The following is a 17,948-nucleotide window of genomic DNA, read 5'->3' on the forward strand; positions in this document are numbered from 1 at the left end:
GACGGCATAAAAGACCAATAAAATGAAGGGATAGCCGCATGCGGTGGAAGGGGCGTCGTCAAAGCAGCAACATCGAGGACCGGCGCGGACGCCAAACGTCACCGCGACGCCGAAGCCCCTTCGGCCGAGGCGGGCGCATGAGAATGCCGACGGGAAGGTCGAGGATCGGCGGCAAATCCGGTGGCGGAATATCGATGATCGTGCTGCTGATCATCGGCTATATCGTGCTGAAGTATCTCGGTATCGACCCAGCGCTTCTTTTGAGCGAGGGCGGCCTGGAGCCCGGCATCGAGCAGCGCGATTTAACGCGCAGCGAACGGCTGTCTCCGCAGCGGCAGGACGAGATGACGCAGTTTGTTGCAACGGTTCTGGCTGAAACCGAGGATACCTGGGGCGCCATATTCAAGGCGAGCGGCGTAACCTACCGCGAGCCGACGCTTGTTCTGTTCGAGGAACAGGTCCGGTCGGCTTGCGGCTTTGCCAGCGCTGCGTCGGGCCCGTTCTACTGCCCGTCGGATCAGAAGATCTATATTGATCTAACCTTTTACGACGAACTCGCGACCAAGTTCGATGCAGCGGGAGATTTCGCACAGGCTTATGTGCTGGCGCACGAGGTCGGACATCATGTCCAAAACCTGATCGGTGTTCTGCCGCGCTTTAACGAGATGCGTGGCAATCTCAGCAAGGCTGATGAAAACAGAATGTCAGTGCGCGTTGAATTGCAGGCCGACTGTTTTGCCGGCATCTGGGCAAACCACACGGCGCAAAAAGGACTTGTGGAAAGTGGTGATCTGGATGAAGCGCTTAACGCCGCCCATCAGATCGGCGACGATACGCTGCAGCGGCGCGCGCAGGGATATGTGGTGCCGGAAAGCTTCAACCACGGAACGTCCGAGCAGCGCAGCGATTGGTTTTCAAGGGGGTACAAGACAGGCCGCATTGACGAATGCGATACCTTCAAAGGCGACGTGTGAACAAATCCGCCGCCTTGTATACGGCCTCTATTCTGCAAGCGCTGCTTCGCCGCGCCTTTCGCGGATAAGATTAATGAAGCGGCGGAACAGGTAGTGTGAATCCTGCGGTCCCGGTGAAGCCTCAGGATGGTGCTGGACGGAAAACACCGGTTTTCCTTTTACCTGCAGCCCGCAGTTGGATCCGTCAAAAAGCGAAACATGCGTTTCTTCGACATTTTCGGGAAGTGATTCGCCATCAACGGCAAAGCCGTGATTCATGGAAACGATCTCGACCTTGCCGGTGGTGTGATCCTTGACCGGATGGTTTGCCCCGTGATGGCCCTGGTGCATCTTTGTCGTTTGCGCACCCAGCGTCAGCGCGAGAATCTGGTGGCCCAGGCAGATGCCGAATATGGGAATGCCGGTCTCGAGCAGCTTCCTGATATTGGGTACCGCATGCATTCCGGTCGCGGCCGGATCGCCCGGTCCGTTCGACAAAAAGATACCGTCCGGATTGTAGGCGAGGATGTCTTCCGCAGACGTGGTTGCCGGCACCACCGTGACGCGGCAGCCCAGCCCTGAGAAGAGCCGGAGAATATTGCGCTTGATGCCGAAATCGACCGCCACGATGTGGATGTCGCCGTCGCCGGCATTGTTTTGGCTGAAGCCCTCGTTCCAGACCCAGGGTTTTTCGGACCATTGCGAGGACTGACCGCTGGTGGTTTCGATGGCCAGGTCCAGCCCCACCAGACCATGCCACGCGCGGGCCCGCTCCTTTAGCGCCTCGATATCGAACCTGCCTGCCGGATCGTGCGCGATCACCGCATTTGGCATGCCGTTGTCGCGGATCCAAACGGTTAAGGCACGCGTATCAATGCCGCTCATTGCGATGATACCGCGTGTCTTCAGCCAGGCATCGAGGTGTTCACCGGCGCGAAAATTGGATGGATCGGTGATATCGGCCTTGAATATGGCGCCGACGGCACCGTTTCGCGCCGCCGGATTCAGATCCTCGATGTCTTCGCCGTTGGCGCCGATATTGCCGATATGCGGGAAGGTGAAGGTCACGATCTGCCCGGCGTAGGAGGGATCGGTTAGTATTTCCTGGTAGCCGGTGAGCGCGGTGTTGAAGCAGACCTCAGCTTCGATTGCGCCGGTTGCACCGAGCCCATGGCCTTCAATTACGGTTCCGTCAGACAGGACGAGAAGGGCGGTTGGCGTGCGCTTGGTCCAAGCCGATGTTTTGGTCATTTTCGTATTCGCTTCTGGCCCTGGCGGCCGTTGTCGAGGCCACGCACTTGACGAAAGCACCTGGCCACACCACGTTATCGATTACAAGCACCCAGAAATTTGGATCCGGTTGCTGCATCTGTATTTAATTGTCTATGCAGATGTGGGAACATAAACGAGGCCCGCTGGCGCGTCAATCCAGTGGCTCGGGGGGATCACAAATTTAAAACATTGTAAAATCAAATAGTTATCTCTTTTACTTTTGTTTGCAATGGCGGAGGGAACCGAATATGGTTCGCCGCAGAATGCAGGAGAAACTGTAATGCGTGAGATGTTCGCTACCTCTCTGAAGGAAGCGCTAAAAGCAAAAGATACCCGACGTGTGTCAACGATCCGGCTCATTCAAGCAGCCGTGAAAGATCGTGATATCGCCAATCGGGGCGCCGGCAAGGACCCGGTTTGTGACGACGACATCATGCAGATTCTCGCCAAGATGATTAAGCAGCGAGAGGAATCGGCTCGAATCTACGAAGACGCGGCCCGCCTCGAACTGGCGCAGCAGGAACGCGAGGAAGTGGATGTCATCCGATCCTTCCTGCCGCAGCAGCTTTCCGATGATGACGTTCGCCAGGAGTGCAAGCGTGTCGTTGAGGAAACCGGTGCACAGGGCCTGCGTGACATGGGCAAGTGCATGAATGCGCTGAAGACGAAATTTGCCGGACAGATGGACTTCTCGAAGGCCTCAGGCGTAGTGAAGGATCTTTTGCACCACGAATAGGTGGCTCGCCCAATTTTCGAAGCCGTTGCGGTTCTCCGCACATGAATTCACGACGGTAGCGATTGCGCTGCCGTCGTTGCTGATTCTGCGTTGTCAGTATTGCTTACTGATTCGCATGGGCCGTTTTCAGAACGCGTTCAACCGGTGTGGATTGGTCTTTTGTCGGTGTGTTTCGCGGCTAATTACTACGGGGGATTGAAACAGGCGGAACTGGCCGCATTTTTTGTGACCTTTGTCGCTTACTGGAGATTATTCCATGATGCTTGTCTGTTGTCTTGGGATATAAGAATGCCACTTGGGTTTTTGGCATGGCACGGATTTCGTGCGGCCAGATGATACCGGGGTGAATGCTTGGGCGGGAATGGAAATGAGCTGCGTGTGGGGAGATCGCAATAATCAAGGAAAATCGGTAGTTTATCGTCTAGAATGTAATGTCCTCTGAAATATTCAACTATGATATCCATGCAGATATCGGTGAGCTGAATACATCTTTTGATGTCTTTAAATTCCTTCGTAAAACGACGGAGAGATACGGGCTGAGATATTTTTCGGTTCTGGCTCTGCCCGGCGACATGATGGGAAGTTTCAACAACCACAGCATCATCAACAATTGGCCGCCGGAAATGATCAAGGCCTATGACAGGTTGGACCTGATCAATATCAGCCCGGTCATTTCGGCTCTCAAAAGCAAGACGACCCCGGTTGTGTGGCACATCGACGATGTGCTGACCGCGAAGATCTCCGAGACGCTCGCTTCTGTGCGCGATCCGTTTTACGAAAAGGGGTTTGTGCGCGGTGTGAATTTTCCCGTCCACGATTCGCGCAGCCTGCGCGGCTCGGTTGGATTTGCGGGCGACCGCGAACCGCTGGAACACACCGAACTGCTTGAGCTGAGCATGCTCAGCATTCATATCTTCGACCGGCTCAGCAACATCACTTTCCACAGCGAAAGGGAAGCGCCACCGCTATCGGATCGGGAACTGGAGTGTCTGCGCTGGACGGCTGCCGGAAAGACAAGCAGCGAGATATCAACGATCCTTTCCCTGTCGGAGCATACGGTCAATCACTACCTGATCAGCGCGACAAAGAAACTTGATGCGGTCAACCGGACGCAGGCCGTTGCCAAGTCTATCCGCAAGGGATGGATCTGACGGCGCAGCAATAACGGACGCCGTGGCTGTGAATAGCGGGCAAGGCGTCACAGATGCGTGGTGCCTCCTGCCGCATGAAGGTATAAGTCAACACAGCGGAGTCGCTGGTCGCTGTCGCCGCCGGCGGGCCAACGACCGACGTCCCCGCAACAAATCATCCGCTCTGCAATGGGCCGGGCATTGACGGGACATCCGTCGGCACAGGAGCAACAGTGTATGCGTTTTGACAGTTCCTTTCTGGACGAACTGCGCGATCGCGTCCCGATATCGGACGTCATCGGCAAGCGTGTCGCATGGGACAAGCGCAAGACGAATGTGCCGAAGGGCGACTGGTGGGCCTGCTGCCCGTTTCACGGCGAGAAAACCCCGAGTTTCCACTGTGAAGACCGCAAAGGCCGTTATCATTGTTTCGGTTGCGGGGTATCGGGCGATCACTTCAAGTTCCTGACCGAACTCGACGGGCTTTCCTTTCCGGAGGCCGTGCAGCAGGTTGCGGATATGGCCGGTGTTGCGATGCCGGCTCCCGATCCAAGGGCTGCTCAGCGCGAGAGGGAACGCGCGACGCTGTCCGACGTCATGGAACTTGCGACCGCCTTTTACCAGGAAAAGCTGCAGTCGGCGGAAGGTGCGAAGGCGCGGGCCTATCTGCGTGACCGTGGCCTTTCCGGCAAGACGATCGAAACTTTCCGTCTCGGCTATGCCCCCGACGGCCGCAATGTGCTGAAAGAGTTTCTGGCGTCGAAGGGTGTCGAAAAACAGCAGATCGAAGCCTGCGGGCTTGTGGTTCACGGGCCCGATATCGCCGTCTCTTATGACAGGTTTCGCGACCGGATCATGTTCCCGATCCTCAGCGCGCGGGAAAAGGTCATTGCCTTCGGGGGCCGCGCCATGTCCTCCGACAGTCCGGCCAAATATCTGAACTCCAATGAAACCGAACTGTTTCACAAGGGCAGGGTGCTTTATAATTTCACCCGGGCAAGGCGCGGCGCGCAGGGTGCGGAAAGTTCAGGAACCATCATAGCCGTTGAAGGCTATATGGACGTCATCGCGTTGCATCAGGCGGGCATCGAAAATGCCGTTGCGCCGCTTGGGACCGCGTTGACCGACAACCAGCTGGACCTCTTGTGGCGCATGACGCCCGAACCGGTGTTGTGTTTCGACGGCGACGAGGCCGGAACGCGTGCTGCCAACCGGGCCGTCGACCTTGCGCTTGCCGGATTGCGGCCTGGCCGGTCGGTCCGCTTCGCGGTTCTGCCGCAGGGGCAGGATCCGGACGATCTTGTGCGTCACGAAGGGCGTGCGCCCTTTGACGCCGTGATACGGGCGGCGCGGCCACTGGCGGATATGGTGTGGATGCGCGAAACCACGTCCGGCGTATTCGACACACCCGAAAAGCGGGCGGCGCTCGAGACGACGTTCGGGCGCGTTACCGCAACGATCGGCGATGAAAGCGTGCGCCGTCACTATGTCCAGGATATGCGCGACCGGCTGAACGCCTATTTCGAAAGCAGCAGGCCTTCCGGCAATCAGCCGGGCGGGCGGCGGCGTTTTGACGGTGATGCCGGGCGCAGGGGCTTCCGGCAGGGCGATGCCAGGAGCGCAAAGGCCGGCAAGCGGTATGCCATGACCAATCTGCTGGCTCGCTCGACAATGGTGCGCGGACAGTCGGAACTGCCGGCACTCAGGGACAGCGTTCTTGCGCTGACGCTGATTAATCATCCGGAACTCCTGATCACCGAATTCGATGAGGTGAGTTCCATTGAATTCGACAACAGGCAATTAGCGATATTGCTTGAGCAATTGATGGAAATCTGCGCCGACGGCAGCAGCCCCGACCGCGATGCCGTATTGCAGCGCCTTCAACAGTTTGGCCATGAGGAGCTGATCGACGGCCTGGACAAACAGATCCGCTACGCGCGGGTGTGGACCGCCACGAACGAGGCCGCGCTGGAGGACGCCCGTGAAGGGTTCCTGCAGGTGCTGTCCCTGTTCAAGAGAACGCGTGAATTGCGGCATCAGAAGATCGAACTCGAGCGTGACCTTGCCGAGGCCACCGAGAGCGGCGATGGAGATACCGTTCCGCAGCTGATGCGATCTCTTCAGTCGGTGCAAAACGAATATAACCGGCTGGAACAGCAGGAGGCCATCATCGATGGTTTCGGTGTTCTTTCTGGCAGGGTGCGCGGCGCCGCCGGAAAATGATCTCATATCAGCAAGAAACGCTCTACCAGCCTTGCAATAGTGGCAATGGCCCCTAAATAGACTGCCAGGCAGAATGCGGACAGGCGCTGCGGGCCTGCTCCTGAAATCAGATGAAGCTGCCGCTGCGACTCCGGCCTGCAAGCTGGAGTTTTATATTTCCGTCTGTAAGACGGCGTGTTCGGTTAAAAACAGTGTTTTTTGGTGATTTTACGCCAAAATGCATGTTTTTTGGCTGCATAAGCTTGACGGATGGAAATTTTAACGGAATCACCTCTGTGGCGAGAAGTTTCATTTGGTCAAGCAAATTGGAAAGTTGTGCACTGGCGCAGGAACAGCGGGTCGGGTGCGGCAGGTGCGGCTCACAGGCTGGGCAAAGTCACCATCCATGGTTAATCGGGAATTAAGCATCACTCCTATACTCAGTTCATAGCTGATTCGGACAGCGCGGTAAGGCAAATCTGCTTCACCGGCCCGAAGTGATGTGCTTAAGAAAGTGACGGGATTATATGGCAACCAAAGTCAAAGAAAACGAGGAAGCTGAAGCCGAGCGCGAATCCACCGGCGACGGACCGCTCCTCGATCTTTCAGACAATGCTGTCAAGAAAATGATCAAGGCCGCAAAAAAACGCGGCTACGTAACAATGGACGCGCTCAATGCCGTCCTGCCCTCCGAAGAGGTGACTTCCGAACAGATCGAAGACACGATGTCCATGCTTTCCGACATGGGGATCAATGTCGTCGAGGAAGAGGAAGAAACCGAGGAAGCGGCATCTGCCAGTGAAAGCACCGGCACCGAAGTTGCGACAACCGGCGGCACGGCCGTTGCAACGACGCGCAAGAAAGAGCCGACGGACCGTACGGACGATCCGGTTCGCATGTATCTGCGCGAGATGGGTTCGGTCGAGCTTTTGTCCCGCGAGGGCGAAATAGCCATTGCCAAGCGTATCGAGGCCGGCCGCGAGACGATGATCGCCGGTCTTTGCGAAAGCCCGTTGACATTCCAGGCCATTATCATCTGGCGCGACGAACTGATCGAAGGCGATACGCTGCTTCGCGAGATCATCGATCTGGAAACGACCTATTCCGGCCCCGAGGCCAAGGCGGCACCGCAGTTCCAGTCTCCTGAAAAGATCGAGGCCGACCGCAAGGCGGCTGAAGAAAAGGAAAAGGCGAAGAAGGCCCGTGCCTCCGACGACATCACCGATGTCGGCGGCGAGGGCACCTCCACGGAGGAAGACGACGACGAGGATGACGAATCCAACCTGTCGCTGGCCGCCATGGAAGCCGAGTTGCGGCCGCAGGTCATGGAGACCTTCGATGTCATTGCCGAAACCTACCGCAAGCTGCGCAAGCTGCAGGACCAGCAGGTCGAAGGCCGGCTGGCTGCAAGCGGCACGCTGTCGCCCGCCCAGGAGCGGCGCTACAAGCAGCTCAAGGAAGAACTGATTTCGGCTGTGAAGTCGCTGGCGCTCAACCAGAACCGCATCGATGCGCTGGTCGAGCAGCTCTACGACATCAACAAGCGCCTGGTGCAGAATGAAGGCCGGCTTTTGCGCCTCGCCGAATCCCACGGCGTCAAGCGCGAGGATTTCCTGCAGCAGTATCAGGGCGCCGAACTCGATCCGCACTGGATGAAGTCGATCTCGAACCTGACGGCCAAGGGCTGGAAGGAATTCTCGAAGGTCGAAAAGGAAACCATCAAGGCGATCCGTGGCGAGATTCAGAATCTTGCCACGGAGACCGGCATATCGATTTTGGAATTCCGCCGCATTGTCCACATGGTCCAGAAGGGCGAGCGCGAGGCGCGCATCGCCAAGAAGGAAATGGTCGAGGCCAATCTGCGCCTCGTGATCTCGATTGCCAAGAAATACACCAATCGCGGCCTGCAGTTCCTTGATCTCATCCAGGAAGGCAATATCGGCCTGATGAAAGCGGTGGACAAATTCGAATACCGCCGCGGCTACAAGTTCTCCACCTACGCCACGTGGTGGATCCGGCAGGCGATCACCCGTTCGATTGCCGACCAGGCCCGCACCATCCGTATTCCGGTGCATATGATCGAGACGATCAACAAGATTGTGCGCACATCGCGCCAGATGCTGCACGAGATCGGCCGCGAGCCGACGCCGGAAGAGCTTTCCGAGAAGCTCGCCATGCCACTTGAAAAGGTCCGCAAGGTTCTCAAGATCGCCAAGGAGCCGATCAGCCTCGAAACGCCGGTGGGCGACGAGGAAGATTCGCATCTCGGCGATTTCATCGAGGACAAGAATGCGATCCTGCCGATCGATGCGGCGATCCAGGCAAACCTGCGCGAGACCACGACCCGCGTGCTTGCCTCGCTGACGCCGCGCGAAGAGCGTGTTTTGCGCATGCGCTTCGGTATCGGCATGAATACGGACCACACGCTCGAAGAGGTCGGCCAGCAGTTCTCGGTGACCCGCGAGCGTATCCGCCAGATCGAGGCAAAGGCGCTTCGCAAGCTGAAGCACCCGAGCCGCTCAAGGAAGCTGCGCAGCTTCCTCGACAGCTAGGCAATGACAAGGGGCGGCTTTCAGGGCCGCCCTTTTGATTCAGGCAACCGGTGAGCCATGCAGACTGAAATCACGATCGAGACCAGCGGGCAGGGGCTTTACGAGTTTACCCGTGAGGCCGAACGCTTCGTAACCGGTGCCGGGGTTGAGACGGGCATCCTGACGATATTCGTGCGCCACACATCCTGTTCGATGCTGATCCAGGAAAACGCCGATCCCGACGTGCAGCGCGATCTCCACGAGTTTTTCGCCCGCATCGTGCCGGAAAACATGGAATGGCTGCGGCACACGCAGGAAGGGCCTGACGATATGCCGGCGCATATCAAGGCGGCGATGACGCAGGTCAGCCTTTCCATTCCGGTTGCCCGATCTTCGATGCTGCTTGGCACATGGCAGGGCATTTATTTGTTCGAACACCGCCGCGCGCCGCACAGCCGCAAGGTGGTTCTGCACATTTCGCCGTGACCGGCAGGTGACGAAGGCGGCTTCCGGCCTTATATGACTGGCCCATGTCGCAATTACCGATCCTCTACAGTTTCCGCCGATGCCCCTATGCGATGCGCGCGCGGCTCGCCTTGCGCTCCAGCGGGAAGCAAGTCGAATTGCGCGAGGTCCTGCTGCGAGACAAGGCGCCTGAGTTTCTCGCCGCTTCGCCATCCGCTACGGTGCCGACGCTGGTCAGCCAGGATGGCAGCGTCATCGATGAGAGCCTCGACATCATGTTGTGGGCGCTCGGCAAAAACGATCCGGAGGGCTGGCTTGAACCGGACGTCGGATCACGGGACGATATGATTTCCCTGATCGAGGAGATGGACGGACCGTTCAAGACCAGCCTCGACCGCTATAAATACGAGAGCCGTTATCCGGATGGCGATCCACTGGAAGAGCGCGGCAGGGCGGCGTCGGTTCTTGGCGGCTTGGACGCGCAATTGAAACAAACCGGATGGCTTTTCGGCAGCAGGGCAAGCCTCGCCGACATGGCGATCCTGCCCTTCATCCGCCAGTTCGCTAATGTCGACCGGGCCTGGTTTGACGGCGAGGACTGGCCTGCCGCCAAAGACTGGCTGGAGCGCTTTGAAGCTTCAGACAGATTTGGTGCGATCATGGGAAAATACCCAAGATGGAATTCCGGCGATCCGGTGACGGTATTTGGAGAGTGAATGACACCCTGTCGTCATCCTGACGTCAAATGCCGCACTAAAATGCTGGCTTGAGACCTGTTCCTGCTAAAGTTATCGCCAACCGTTGCCAATTCGAAAGGAACCCCGGTGCAGCAAGCGACGACCGAAAAGCTGATCAATGACTATCTCGATGCTTTCAACCGCAGCGACAGCGAAGGCATGCTGGCGCTTTTATCCGAGGATGTCATTCACGACATCAACCAGGGCGGGCGCGAGATCGGCCGCGACAAGTTTCGCTGGTTCAACGCCATGATGGCCGAACACTATTCCGAGGTGCTTAGCGACATTGCCGTCATGGTATCGACCGATGGCGGCCGCGCGGCAGCCGAGTTCACCGTGCGCGGCACTTACCTGAAGACCGCCGAAGGGCTGCCGCCTGCAAATGGCCAGACCTACAGCCTGCCGGCCGGCATATTCTTCGAGATCGATGACGGGCTGATCAGCCGCGTGACGACCTGCTACAACCTGACCGACTGGATCGGCCAGGTGGAGGCAGCAAGTGTCTGAGATTGAGTTCCGCAAGCTGAGGGGCGCCGAACTTGAAGCGGCACTCGACGATCTGGCGCAGCTTCGCATTACCGTTTTTCACGCGTGGCCGTATCTTTATGAAGGCGACAAGGACTATGAGCGCAACTATCTTTCGAAATTTGCTGCTTCGCCCGGCGCTGTCATTATCGGCGCCTATGACGGCGACAAGCTTGTCGGGGCGGCAACCGGCGCACCGCTTGCCGATCACTTCGACGACTTTGCCGAGCCGTTCCTGCGGGCGGGTCACAAGGCGGAGGATTTCTTCTATTTCGGCGAATCGGTGCTTCTGCCGGAATATCGCGGGCGGGGCATTGGCGTGCGTTTTTTCAAGGAACGCGAGAAGGCCGCGCGCGAGGAAGGCTTCAATCGGGTCGTCTTTTGCGGGGTGGTCCGTCCGGACGACCACCAGATGCGCCCGGCGGACTACGTGCCGCTCGACAATTTCTGGCGCAATCGCGGCTATGAAAAGATGGACGGCGTTGTCTGCGATTTTCCCTGGCGCGATATCGGTGACACGGAGGAAACGCGTAAGCCCATGCAGTTCTGGACCCGTACGCTGCCGGAAGAGGGTTGAGCGGGGGCTTGATCGTAAAATTTTCGCCGGCGCAGGCTTGCAGTATATTTGGCCGGATGTCCGAAAATACATTCGCCGTTAACGCAAGCCGGATCATCTGCTTGCAACCCTGGATTTTGCCGATAATCATTGTGCCCAACGACTGCCGGCGGGGTAGTCGGCGATTTAATGGGCGGTATCAAATGGGTTTTGTTGCGATTGTGCAGGTGTGTATGGGTCGGCTGGTACTGCGGGTATTGGCGGCGACAGTTGTAATGGCTGCTGGTGTCTCCGGTTGATTGGACCCTCAAAACATCCTCCTTTTGTTACGATGTATAGAGGCGCCAAATGAAAACGCTTGTTGCAATTATCGTTGCGATTGCCGCAACGGCTGTTGCTCTGGTCGGTGCGGCAACCATCTGGTTCTTTATGGTTTGGGACCAAGCATCTTTACGCTACCGGCTAACCTACAAGATTGACGTCAATGGCGAGGTGCACGCCGGTTCGGGCGTTATCGAGCTCACAAGCGAAGATACGAGCAATCTTCCATTGCCGGGGGTTGGGTTCAGCTCGTCGGCCAAGGGTGAGGCCGTCGTGGTTTACCTTGGCGACGGACGATACCTGTTTTCGCTTTTGAATAACGCTTCGAACCTGCCATTCAAACCGTTTGTTGCCTATTACAAGGGCAACAAAACACCAGTTGATGTCACCCGTGCCCTTCGGGCCGACAAGCCTTCCATCGAATTGACCAGCGATCAAATGCCGATGCTCGTGACCTTTGCCAATATAGATGATCCGGCCAGCGTGCGCGAGGTCGATCCAGATGATTTTGCAGCGTCCTTCGGTCCGGGCGTCGAGTTGGAAAGCGTGATGCTCGAAATCACTGACGAACCAGTCACGGTGGGCCGAGTGCAGGGAGTTCTAAGCTGGTTACAGGATCCCGACGTTATGGAAAACCCCGGTTGGTCCAAGCTGCCGCTCAAAAGTCGTAGGGCAATCGGCAAATTACTTTCCCATTTTCCTGATTTGAAAGGTTGAGAAATGGCAATCCGCCGAATTGAAAAACTGTTCTTTTCCAGGCGGTTCAGCAGTGAATCGGGCACTGGCCACTGCGCATTCGCTGGAGTGCCGGTGTGAGGGCATTGCTGGTTGCCGGGGCGCTGATTATGATCGTTCTCGGAGGCCTATTCCTGGCACCAGAAGATGACAATCACAGTGGAGGCGGACGGCAAGACCTACACCGGCTCAAGCGTGGTGCGGGTGCGCTGGCGGAAGAACGACCCGCTCAGTGCTGCCAACGGGCCGCAATGGATAACCACCGTGAGCGGCGAGGCCGTGGTTGTGGAGATTCCTGGGCGCGGGGTGTTGTTTGCTCTTTTGAATCCGCCAGATGAATACAACTATGCTACTGATCTGGCATTCAAAGCGTTGGGAGCTGGAGCTCAGCGTTTGCCGATTAATGAACTTTTTGATGTTATCGAAGCTGAACAGGGTAAGCCGCAAGTTCTCTCAAACGATCTATTTCCGTTTTTTATTACCTTTACCAATCTTGATGACCCCAACAGTGTGAAGCGCGTGGATCCAAGCAACTTTGCTGCGACGTTCGGACCGGGAGTCGGCTTGGAGAGTGTAGTGCTTGAGATAACCGATGAGCCAGTTACAGAGGGGCTGATCGATGAGGAGCTTGGTTGGATGCGAAATCAAGCTCAACTCGATGCGAGTTGGAAGATTATCGACAGGCAATACAAGAAATTAATCTTGGGTCTGCGTTACCCAATAAGACGCTAAAGCAATATTGCGCCCACTAAATTCGTGCCGCATTGAGTGGCAATCCTAAAATTACGAAATTACGGTGGAAATTATTGCGACAGTTTACTAAATCCCCAATCTAGGCAATCTGTCGGCCTTGAACGTGGCCCGAATCGCCAGTCCCGGTCGCACGGGTGAGCCCCAATGAGTGGTTCCGGGCAGCCCACACACCGGTGAAAACCATGACCGGCATTTCAGAAATTTACATTCCCGTTAACGCAAGCAGGATCATCTGCTTGCAACCCATGATTTAGCCGCTAATCATGCCGCCCAACGACTGCTGGTGGGGTAACCGGCGATTCTATGGGCGATATCGAATGGATTTTATTGCGATTGTGCGGATATGCATGGGGTGGCGTTCTGCAATTGGGCGGGGCGTTTGGCTTTTGGTCATCGTGCTGATGGCAATCGGCGCAACCGGTTGCCGCGACAGGAATGACTGGCATCAGAAGCTGACGGTCGTTGTCGATACGCCGTCGGGCCAAGTGTCCGGTTCGTCCGTCGTCGAGGTGAAATCCTGGTTCGGCCAGATACCGCCAAGCACCAACGAGGTCAGTTACAAGATCCGCGGCGAGGCGACGGTCGTCGAAGTGCTTCCCGGGCGATATCTGTTCGCACTGCTCGGGGGAAGCAAGGAGCGGTACTATTGGGCCGTGCGCGATGAACTGCCGACGCAGAACCGCGGCAAATGGCTTAAGCTCATTCCCAAGATGAGCACGGTTGCCATTCTTGAGCCGAAGAACCATGGCTACCCGATGCTTGTTACGTTCAGGGATATCAATGATCCGAAAAGCGTTCGCGAAGTGGACCCGCTGAACTTGTCAGCGACCTTCGGCCCGGGGGTGAGCCTTGATGAAATCACGCTCGAAATCACCGATGAGCCGGTGACAGAGGGTCAAATTGGAAAACTCCTTGGCTGGTGGCTCAAGCAGGCCAAAGACAATAGAGACCCACCTGCCTTTGGAGTCCCGAACCAGAGTCCGCGTGGGTACACGACCGTAGGGATACTTGAGTTTGTGCGAGGAATTGACTGGAGGCAAGAATGAGCATCTCTAAAGATCTATTTCTGGCAATATTGTCAATGGATTCATATAATCGGGGCTACAATGCCGGCATTGATTTCGCGAACTCTGATGCCTCAGATGGCTCCGCTGAGATCGGAACTGCCACAGTCTCGTATAATCTAAATGACGCAGGAATTTCTCAGGCCGCATTGGACGCTGGCTTCTACGCGGTAGCCTACACGATCTCCGGCAGCGTCAATATTCCGGAACTGAACGGCGAAACAGTCATCTCCTATCGGGGCACGGACGAGATCTCCGGCGATGAAGGCGACAGCGATGCGTGGAATGGATGGCTCATCGGGGCGGGTGTGACCAATAGCGTGTGGTGCGCTGCATGAGAGGGACACTCGTCGTCATTGTTGTTTTGTTGGCCGCAGCTGCAGGTTGGTTTTTTTCCAGTTGGGATCGTGCGTCGCTGCGTTATCGACTGACCTATGAGGTCAATGTCGATGGTGAGACACGCACAGGGTCGGGCGTTATTCAGATTGTCAGCGAGGATACCAGCAAGCTTCCGTTGTTCGGGCGTGGATTCGGTTTTTCAGCGACTGGCGAGGCCGTTGTCGTCGATCTCGGCGATGGGCGGTATCTCTTTTCGCTCCTGAATGGTGCCGGGACGCTTCCTTTTCCGCCCTTCTACGAACGCTACGATTTCGACCTCACGAGAATAACAGCGGTCGATGTGACACGTGTTCTGGCGCGGGAGAAGCCCTCCATCGAACTGACAGCCGATCAGTTGCCGATGCTGGTGACGTTCCGCAACACCGACGATCCCACGAGTGTTCGCGAGGTCGACCCGGACAATCTCGTCGCCACCTTCGGCCCGGGCGTGCGGCTGGAAAGCGTGACGTTGGAAATTGCGGATGAGTCGCTGACGGAGGGCAAGGTGGAAAAAACCCTATCCTGGCTCTGTGATTATAAAGAAAGACGAGTGAGGCTGAGTGGTCAAAAGGGGCCGATCTCTGACAATAGACTTTCCAACAACCTTGGAACCGGGGCTTTCAAGATAGGAGACTGTGGATGACTATTTCAAAGGAGTTATTCTTAGCAATTCTATCCATGGATTCCTACAACCGTGGCTACAACGCTGGACTGGGCGACGGGCAAAATGTTGTTAATGGTTCCGACATTGACGGCTTGGGTGATGCTATTGGCACGGCTATAGGTACAGCTGAAATCTCTGCCAAATCGCCGTCAGATGCTGATAGCGATGAATACGAAGCTGGCTTCTACGCCGTCGCCTACACGATCTCCGGCAGCGTCGACATACCGGAGTTGAACGGCGAAACGGTCATCTCCTATCGGGGCACGGACGAGATCTTCGGCGGTGAAGGCGGCAGCGATGCGTGGAACGGTTGAATGCTCTAACCACTAACACTCCCCCGTATCCGCAGCCTCGCGTTCGCGCAGTGTCTCAATTGTATACTCATCATCCGGCAGGAAGGCCGGGCAGGCGCGGAAATTCGGGTCGGCGTAGACGCATCCGGGGTCGCACAAGAGGACAGATACCCTTTCTTCGAGCAGGTTGAGCCAGACCCGGCCGCTCGGGGTGGCTATGTAGCCGTCGATGCCTTCCTCGAAATCGCCGAGCAGATCATCGACGGAGGGGGCTTCGGTATCGGCATCGGGCGAATAGGCGCCGTGCGTGTGATAGGAGGCGATCACCTCGAGGCCGTCCGGTTCAATGCCCGGATTGCAGCCGTCCCGTCCACCCCTGATGGCCGGTGTCGCTGCAAATTCGCCATTTTCGTCGTAACCGAAAAGCCCGCAATATTCCGCGTTGTCACGGATGGAGCGCGGCTGGATTTTGTCGAGATGACTGATGGCGAAGGTGTCGAGATCGTCCGCGGGTTCTTTTTCGGACTGCTCCTGTGCAAGCAACGGCCAGGCGATCGCGACGACGAAACAGACGCCGGGAATGGCGGGCCAATAATTTGAGATTCGTTTGCTGAACAAGGCGTCAATCCATTTGCAGCATATAGCGTTAGGCTCCGAACATACACGCATCAAAGGTGCTGGCAACGGGCCGGTCGGCTGTTTCCACGTCGATGAACGACAGATGAACGGCGAGTTCCAAATGCGTTCAGCTCCACCTTACTAAAGTTTAATCATCGCATCACAGCGATCCGGAAACCCAGAGGATGGAGAGCACAAAATGTTCGCAAAAATTGCAAAAGCAACAACGCTGGCGGCATTGATCGCCGTTGGTGCAACAGCCGTGGGTACGAGTCAGGCATCCGCCGGGCAGGTACAGTTCGGCATACAGTTCGGAAACGGCTACGGCTACGTTTACGGCCCGGGATACGGACCCCAGTGGGGACCGGGACCCTCCTGGGGAGGCCCCAGGGGCTACTGCAAGCCGCGCCGCGCCGTCAAAAAAGCCCGCCGCATGGGCGTTCGCAACGCACATATCGTGCGCAGGAACCACAGGAAGGTTGTCGTGAAGGGATGGCGCTACGGTTACAGAACCCGCGTTGTCTTTGCCAACCGCCGCCACTGCCCTGTCATTGCATTCCGCTGATCATTGAGCAAGGGGTGTCCAAGTTTGATCATTTGATGGTGGAAAACCGGTTCACTCGGCTAGGCGCGACGCGCGGAGCGATGCGGTGCATCGGGCAAGCGACGCAACAACGCCGATGGACCGGTTTTCCCCACCTGTGAGTAGAACGGATAATCAACAGCCAACATTGATTGGCCGGGCGATTTAGCCCCCTGGCGTCGTTGGCTCACTCTTTTGGTGGATTGCACCAAGGCGAGCAACCCGCCTAGCCAGCGACCTAAATCGCCTCGGTCAAATGATTAAACTTGGGCACCCCTTGCTCCTCACCACCCACACCGATCGGCGGACCTTCCCCGGCGCTGGCCAGCGTACACGCCAGCGCCGGGGATTTCTTTATCTACTGATTGATCTCGAAGGTCACGTTGACGTTGACCTGATACTGGTTTTCACCCGTAGCCACCGGCACGGCGGCATCCGCCGATTTCATCGCCATTTCAGCGCGCATCATCGGCATAGGCTGGGGAACGCTGTGCTGTTCATTGATCTGCGATATGCGGCCAAGCGAGACGCCGGCGGCTTCGGCCAGCGTCGCGGCCTTGGCAACGGCATCTTTTACCGCAGCCGTGCGGGCCTTGGAGACCGCTTCCGACGGGTCGTCATTGGTGAAGCTGATCTGACCGCCCTGGTTGACGCCGAGCGTCACCGACTTGTCGAGGATCGCGCCGAGCATGTCGAGGTTGCGGATGCGCACGGTCAGCGAGTTGGAAACGCTGTAGCCGGTGATCGTCGGCTCCACCGGCCGGGTGCCGTCGCTCTTCGGATAGAAATACTGCGGGTTGATGGAAAAGCCGGAGGTCTGCAGATCGCGCGATTCAATGCCGTCCGCCTTCATCGCCGCGAGCACCTCGGCCATCGCCGAATTGTTGGCGTCGAGCGCCGCGCGGGCCGTTTTTTCCTGACGCATGACGGTGAGCGTGATGACGGCCATGTCGGGTACCAGATGGGCGGTGCCCTGTCCGGTAACGGAAACAAGTCCGGGCTTGGGTGCATCGCTGGCGAGCGCCGGCACGGGCAGGACGGCAAGCGCCAGAGCGAATGCAAGGTTTCGGCGAGAAATCATATGGAACCCCAATTAAGTGTGTTTGGCAGACGGTTATTATGAACTCATTACGGCAATGTCTTGTCGGACGCTGCGAATTGGTTTAAGCGGGTCCGGTTCGCGCAACCATCCGCCATGGTGCGAGCGAATCGGCGGTTCCAGTATCGCCGGGTGGGGCCTGTAGCTCAATTGGTTAGAGCCGGCGGCTCATAACCGCTTGGTTGGGGGTTCGAGTCCCTCCGGGCCCACCAAATCACTTGTTGTCCGACCCGGAGACATAGGTAACAGAACGTACCTAAGACATGGGTGACAACCTCGTGCCGAACGGGTTGTCGATGGTTTGCAATGTTCTTTGCTCCAAGTCGATGTATC

Annotated in this window: 19 protein-coding genes and 1 tRNA gene; 17 read left to right on the forward strand and 3 right to left on the reverse strand. The window is 57.1% G+C overall.

From position 1 onward, the window contains the following. The first annotated feature begins 38 nt into the window (after positions 1–38). The gene (locus ABVT35_RS26395; protein ID WP_368470616.1) at positions 39–974 is read left to right on the forward strand and encodes a neutral zinc metallopeptidase; all 936 of its coding nucleotides are present in this window, start codon (positions 39–41) and stop codon (positions 972–974) included. Positions 975–1,001: 27 nt separating this feature from the next. Here the strand turns inward: ABVT35_RS26395 and carA are convergent, their stop codons facing one another. Next, entirely contained in the window at positions 1,002–2,204 is a 1,203-nt protein-coding gene (gene carA, locus ABVT35_RS26400) for a glutamine-hydrolyzing carbamoyl-phosphate synthase small subunit (RefSeq protein ID WP_368470617.1), read from the reverse strand. A 301-nt stretch (positions 2,205–2,505) separates the two neighbouring features. Between carA and ABVT35_RS26405 the strand changes: the two genes are divergently transcribed. From ABVT35_RS26405 to ABVT35_RS26470, 14 genes are all read left to right on the forward strand, one after another. Beyond that, a complete protein-coding gene (locus ABVT35_RS26405) occupies positions 2,506–2,961 on the forward strand; it encodes a GatB/YqeY domain-containing protein (RefSeq protein WP_368470618.1) in 456 nt (151 codons plus the stop codon). A 431-nt stretch (positions 2,962–3,392) separates the two neighbouring features. Continuing rightward, entirely contained in the window at positions 3,393–4,112 is a 720-nt protein-coding gene (locus tag ABVT35_RS26410; protein WP_368470619.1) for an autoinducer binding domain-containing protein, read from the forward strand. A 216-nt stretch (positions 4,113–4,328) separates the two neighbouring features. Continuing rightward, entirely contained in the window at positions 4,329–6,314 is a 1,986-nt protein-coding gene (gene dnaG, locus ABVT35_RS26415; protein ID WP_368470620.1) for a DNA primase, read from the forward strand. A 506-nt stretch (positions 6,315–6,820) separates the two neighbouring features. Then, a complete protein-coding gene (gene rpoD, locus ABVT35_RS26420; protein WP_368470621.1) occupies positions 6,821–8,845 on the forward strand; it encodes an RNA polymerase sigma factor RpoD in 2,025 nt (674 codons plus the stop codon). A gap of 57 nt (positions 8,846–8,902) precedes the next feature. After that, positions 8,903–9,310: a secondary thiamine-phosphate synthase enzyme YjbQ gene (locus ABVT35_RS26425; protein ID WP_368470622.1), complete on the forward strand. Its 408-nt coding sequence runs from the start codon at positions 8,903–8,905 to the stop codon at positions 9,308–9,310. A gap of 44 nt (positions 9,311–9,354) precedes the next feature. Further along, positions 9,355–10,005: a glutathione S-transferase gene (locus tag ABVT35_RS26430; RefSeq protein WP_368470623.1), complete on the forward strand. Its 651-nt coding sequence runs from the start codon at positions 9,355–9,357 to the stop codon at positions 10,003–10,005. Positions 10,006–10,113: 108 nt separating this feature from the next. Next, positions 10,114–10,533 (forward strand): ketosteroid isomerase-related protein, encoded by a 420-nt coding sequence (locus ABVT35_RS26435; protein ID WP_368470624.1) that lies wholly within the window; start codon positions 10,114–10,116, stop codon positions 10,531–10,533. Beyond that, positions 10,526–11,128 (forward strand): GNAT family N-acetyltransferase, encoded by a 603-nt coding sequence (locus ABVT35_RS26440; RefSeq protein ID WP_368470625.1) that lies wholly within the window; start codon positions 10,526–10,528, stop codon positions 11,126–11,128. The genes ABVT35_RS26435 and ABVT35_RS26440 overlap by 8 nt, the downstream gene beginning before the upstream one ends. A gap of 327 nt (positions 11,129–11,455) precedes the next feature. After that, positions 11,456–12,145 (forward strand): hypothetical protein, encoded by a 690-nt coding sequence (locus ABVT35_RS26445; RefSeq protein WP_368470626.1) that lies wholly within the window; start codon positions 11,456–11,458, stop codon positions 12,143–12,145. Between the two features lie 165 nt (positions 12,146–12,310). Further along, a complete protein-coding gene (locus ABVT35_RS26450) occupies positions 12,311–12,895 on the forward strand; it encodes a hypothetical protein (RefSeq protein WP_368470627.1) in 585 nt (194 codons plus the stop codon). Positions 12,896–13,233: 338 nt separating this feature from the next. Then, a complete protein-coding gene (locus ABVT35_RS26455) occupies positions 13,234–13,962 on the forward strand; it encodes a hypothetical protein (protein WP_368470628.1) in 729 nt (242 codons plus the stop codon). Continuing rightward, entirely contained in the window at positions 13,959–14,318 is a 360-nt protein-coding gene (locus ABVT35_RS26460; RefSeq protein WP_368470629.1) for a hypothetical protein, read from the forward strand. Before ABVT35_RS26455 ends, ABVT35_RS26460 begins: the two co-directional genes overlap by 4 nt. Next, positions 14,315–15,001 carry a hypothetical protein gene (locus ABVT35_RS26465; RefSeq protein WP_368470630.1) on the forward strand — a complete coding sequence of 229 codons (687 nt, stop codon included), beginning with the start codon at positions 14,315–14,317 and terminating at the stop codon, positions 14,999–15,001. The genes ABVT35_RS26460 and ABVT35_RS26465 overlap by 4 nt, the downstream gene beginning before the upstream one ends. Then, positions 14,998–15,336 (forward strand): hypothetical protein, encoded by a 339-nt coding sequence (locus ABVT35_RS26470; RefSeq protein WP_368470631.1) that lies wholly within the window; start codon positions 14,998–15,000, stop codon positions 15,334–15,336. The genes ABVT35_RS26465 and ABVT35_RS26470 overlap by 4 nt, the downstream gene beginning before the upstream one ends. A gap of 12 nt (positions 15,337–15,348) precedes the next feature. Here ABVT35_RS26470 and ABVT35_RS26475 read toward each other — a convergent pair whose 3' ends face one another. Next, complete coding sequence (locus ABVT35_RS26475; RefSeq protein ID WP_368470632.1) at positions 15,349–15,933, reverse strand: DUF4329 domain-containing protein; 585 nt, start codon at positions 15,931–15,933, stop codon at positions 15,349–15,351. A 199-nt stretch (positions 15,934–16,132) separates the two neighbouring features. Here ABVT35_RS26475 and ABVT35_RS26480 point away from each other — a divergent pair, with 199 nt between their 5' ends. Continuing rightward, positions 16,133–16,498, forward strand: a complete 366-nt coding sequence (locus ABVT35_RS26480) for a hypothetical protein (RefSeq protein ID WP_368470633.1) — start codon at positions 16,133–16,135, stop codon at positions 16,496–16,498. Positions 16,499–16,874: 376 nt separating this feature from the next. On the opposite strand, the gene ABVT35_RS26485 is transcribed toward ABVT35_RS26480, so the two are convergent. Then, positions 16,875–17,597 (reverse strand): SIMPL domain-containing protein, encoded by a 723-nt coding sequence (locus ABVT35_RS26485; RefSeq protein ID WP_368470634.1) that lies wholly within the window; start codon positions 17,595–17,597, stop codon positions 16,875–16,877. A 153-nt stretch (positions 17,598–17,750) separates the two neighbouring features. On the opposite strand from ABVT35_RS26485, the gene ABVT35_RS26490 reads away from it, so the two are divergent. Then, a tRNA-Ile gene (locus ABVT35_RS26490) sits at positions 17,751–17,827 on the forward strand. The last annotated feature ends 121 nt before the right edge of the window (positions 17,828–17,948 follow it).

Origin of the sequence: Hoeflea sp. TYP-13, assembly GCF_040932035.1 — a bacterium.
Taxonomy (GTDB): domain Bacteria; phylum Pseudomonadota; class Alphaproteobacteria; order Rhizobiales; family Rhizobiaceae; genus Hoeflea_A.

Bases quoted from the DNA above. Each gene is read 5' to 3' on its own strand.
- ABVT35_RS26395 (WP_368470616.1), top strand. From the start codon at position 39: ATGCGGTGGAAGGGGCGTCGTCAAAGCAGCAACATCGAGGACCGGCGC.
- carA (WP_368470617.1), bottom strand. From the start codon at position 2,204: ATGACCAAAACATCGGCTTGGACCAAGCGCACGCCAACCGCCCTTCTC.
- ABVT35_RS26405 (WP_368470618.1), top strand. From the start codon at position 2,506: ATGCGTGAGATGTTCGCTACCTCTCTGAAGGAAGCGCTAAAAGCAAAA.
- ABVT35_RS26410 (WP_368470619.1), top strand. From the start codon at position 3,393: ATGTCCTCTGAAATATTCAACTATGATATCCATGCAGATATCGGTGAG.
- dnaG (WP_368470620.1), top strand. From the start codon at position 4,329: ATGCGTTTTGACAGTTCCTTTCTGGACGAACTGCGCGATCGCGTCCCG.
- rpoD (WP_368470621.1), top strand. From the start codon at position 6,821: ATGGCAACCAAAGTCAAAGAAAACGAGGAAGCTGAAGCCGAGCGCGAA.
- ABVT35_RS26425 (WP_368470622.1), top strand. From the start codon at position 8,903: ATGCAGACTGAAATCACGATCGAGACCAGCGGGCAGGGGCTTTACGAG.
- ABVT35_RS26430 (WP_368470623.1), top strand. From the start codon at position 9,355: ATGTCGCAATTACCGATCCTCTACAGTTTCCGCCGATGCCCCTATGCG.
- ABVT35_RS26445 (WP_368470626.1), top strand. From the start codon at position 11,456: ATGAAAACGCTTGTTGCAATTATCGTTGCGATTGCCGCAACGGCTGTT.
- ABVT35_RS26450 (WP_368470627.1), top strand. From the start codon at position 12,311: ATGACAATCACAGTGGAGGCGGACGGCAAGACCTACACCGGCTCAAGC.
- ABVT35_RS26455 (WP_368470628.1), top strand. From the start codon at position 13,234: ATGGATTTTATTGCGATTGTGCGGATATGCATGGGGTGGCGTTCTGCA.
- ABVT35_RS26460 (WP_368470629.1), top strand. From the start codon at position 13,959: ATGAGCATCTCTAAAGATCTATTTCTGGCAATATTGTCAATGGATTCA.
- ABVT35_RS26465 (WP_368470630.1), top strand. From the start codon at position 14,315: ATGAGAGGGACACTCGTCGTCATTGTTGTTTTGTTGGCCGCAGCTGCA.
- ABVT35_RS26470 (WP_368470631.1), top strand. From the start codon at position 14,998: ATGACTATTTCAAAGGAGTTATTCTTAGCAATTCTATCCATGGATTCC.
- ABVT35_RS26480 (WP_368470633.1), top strand. From the start codon at position 16,133: ATGTTCGCAAAAATTGCAAAAGCAACAACGCTGGCGGCATTGATCGCC.
- ABVT35_RS26485 (WP_368470634.1), bottom strand. From the start codon at position 17,597: ATGATTTCTCGCCGAAACCTTGCATTCGCTCTGGCGCTTGCCGTCCTG.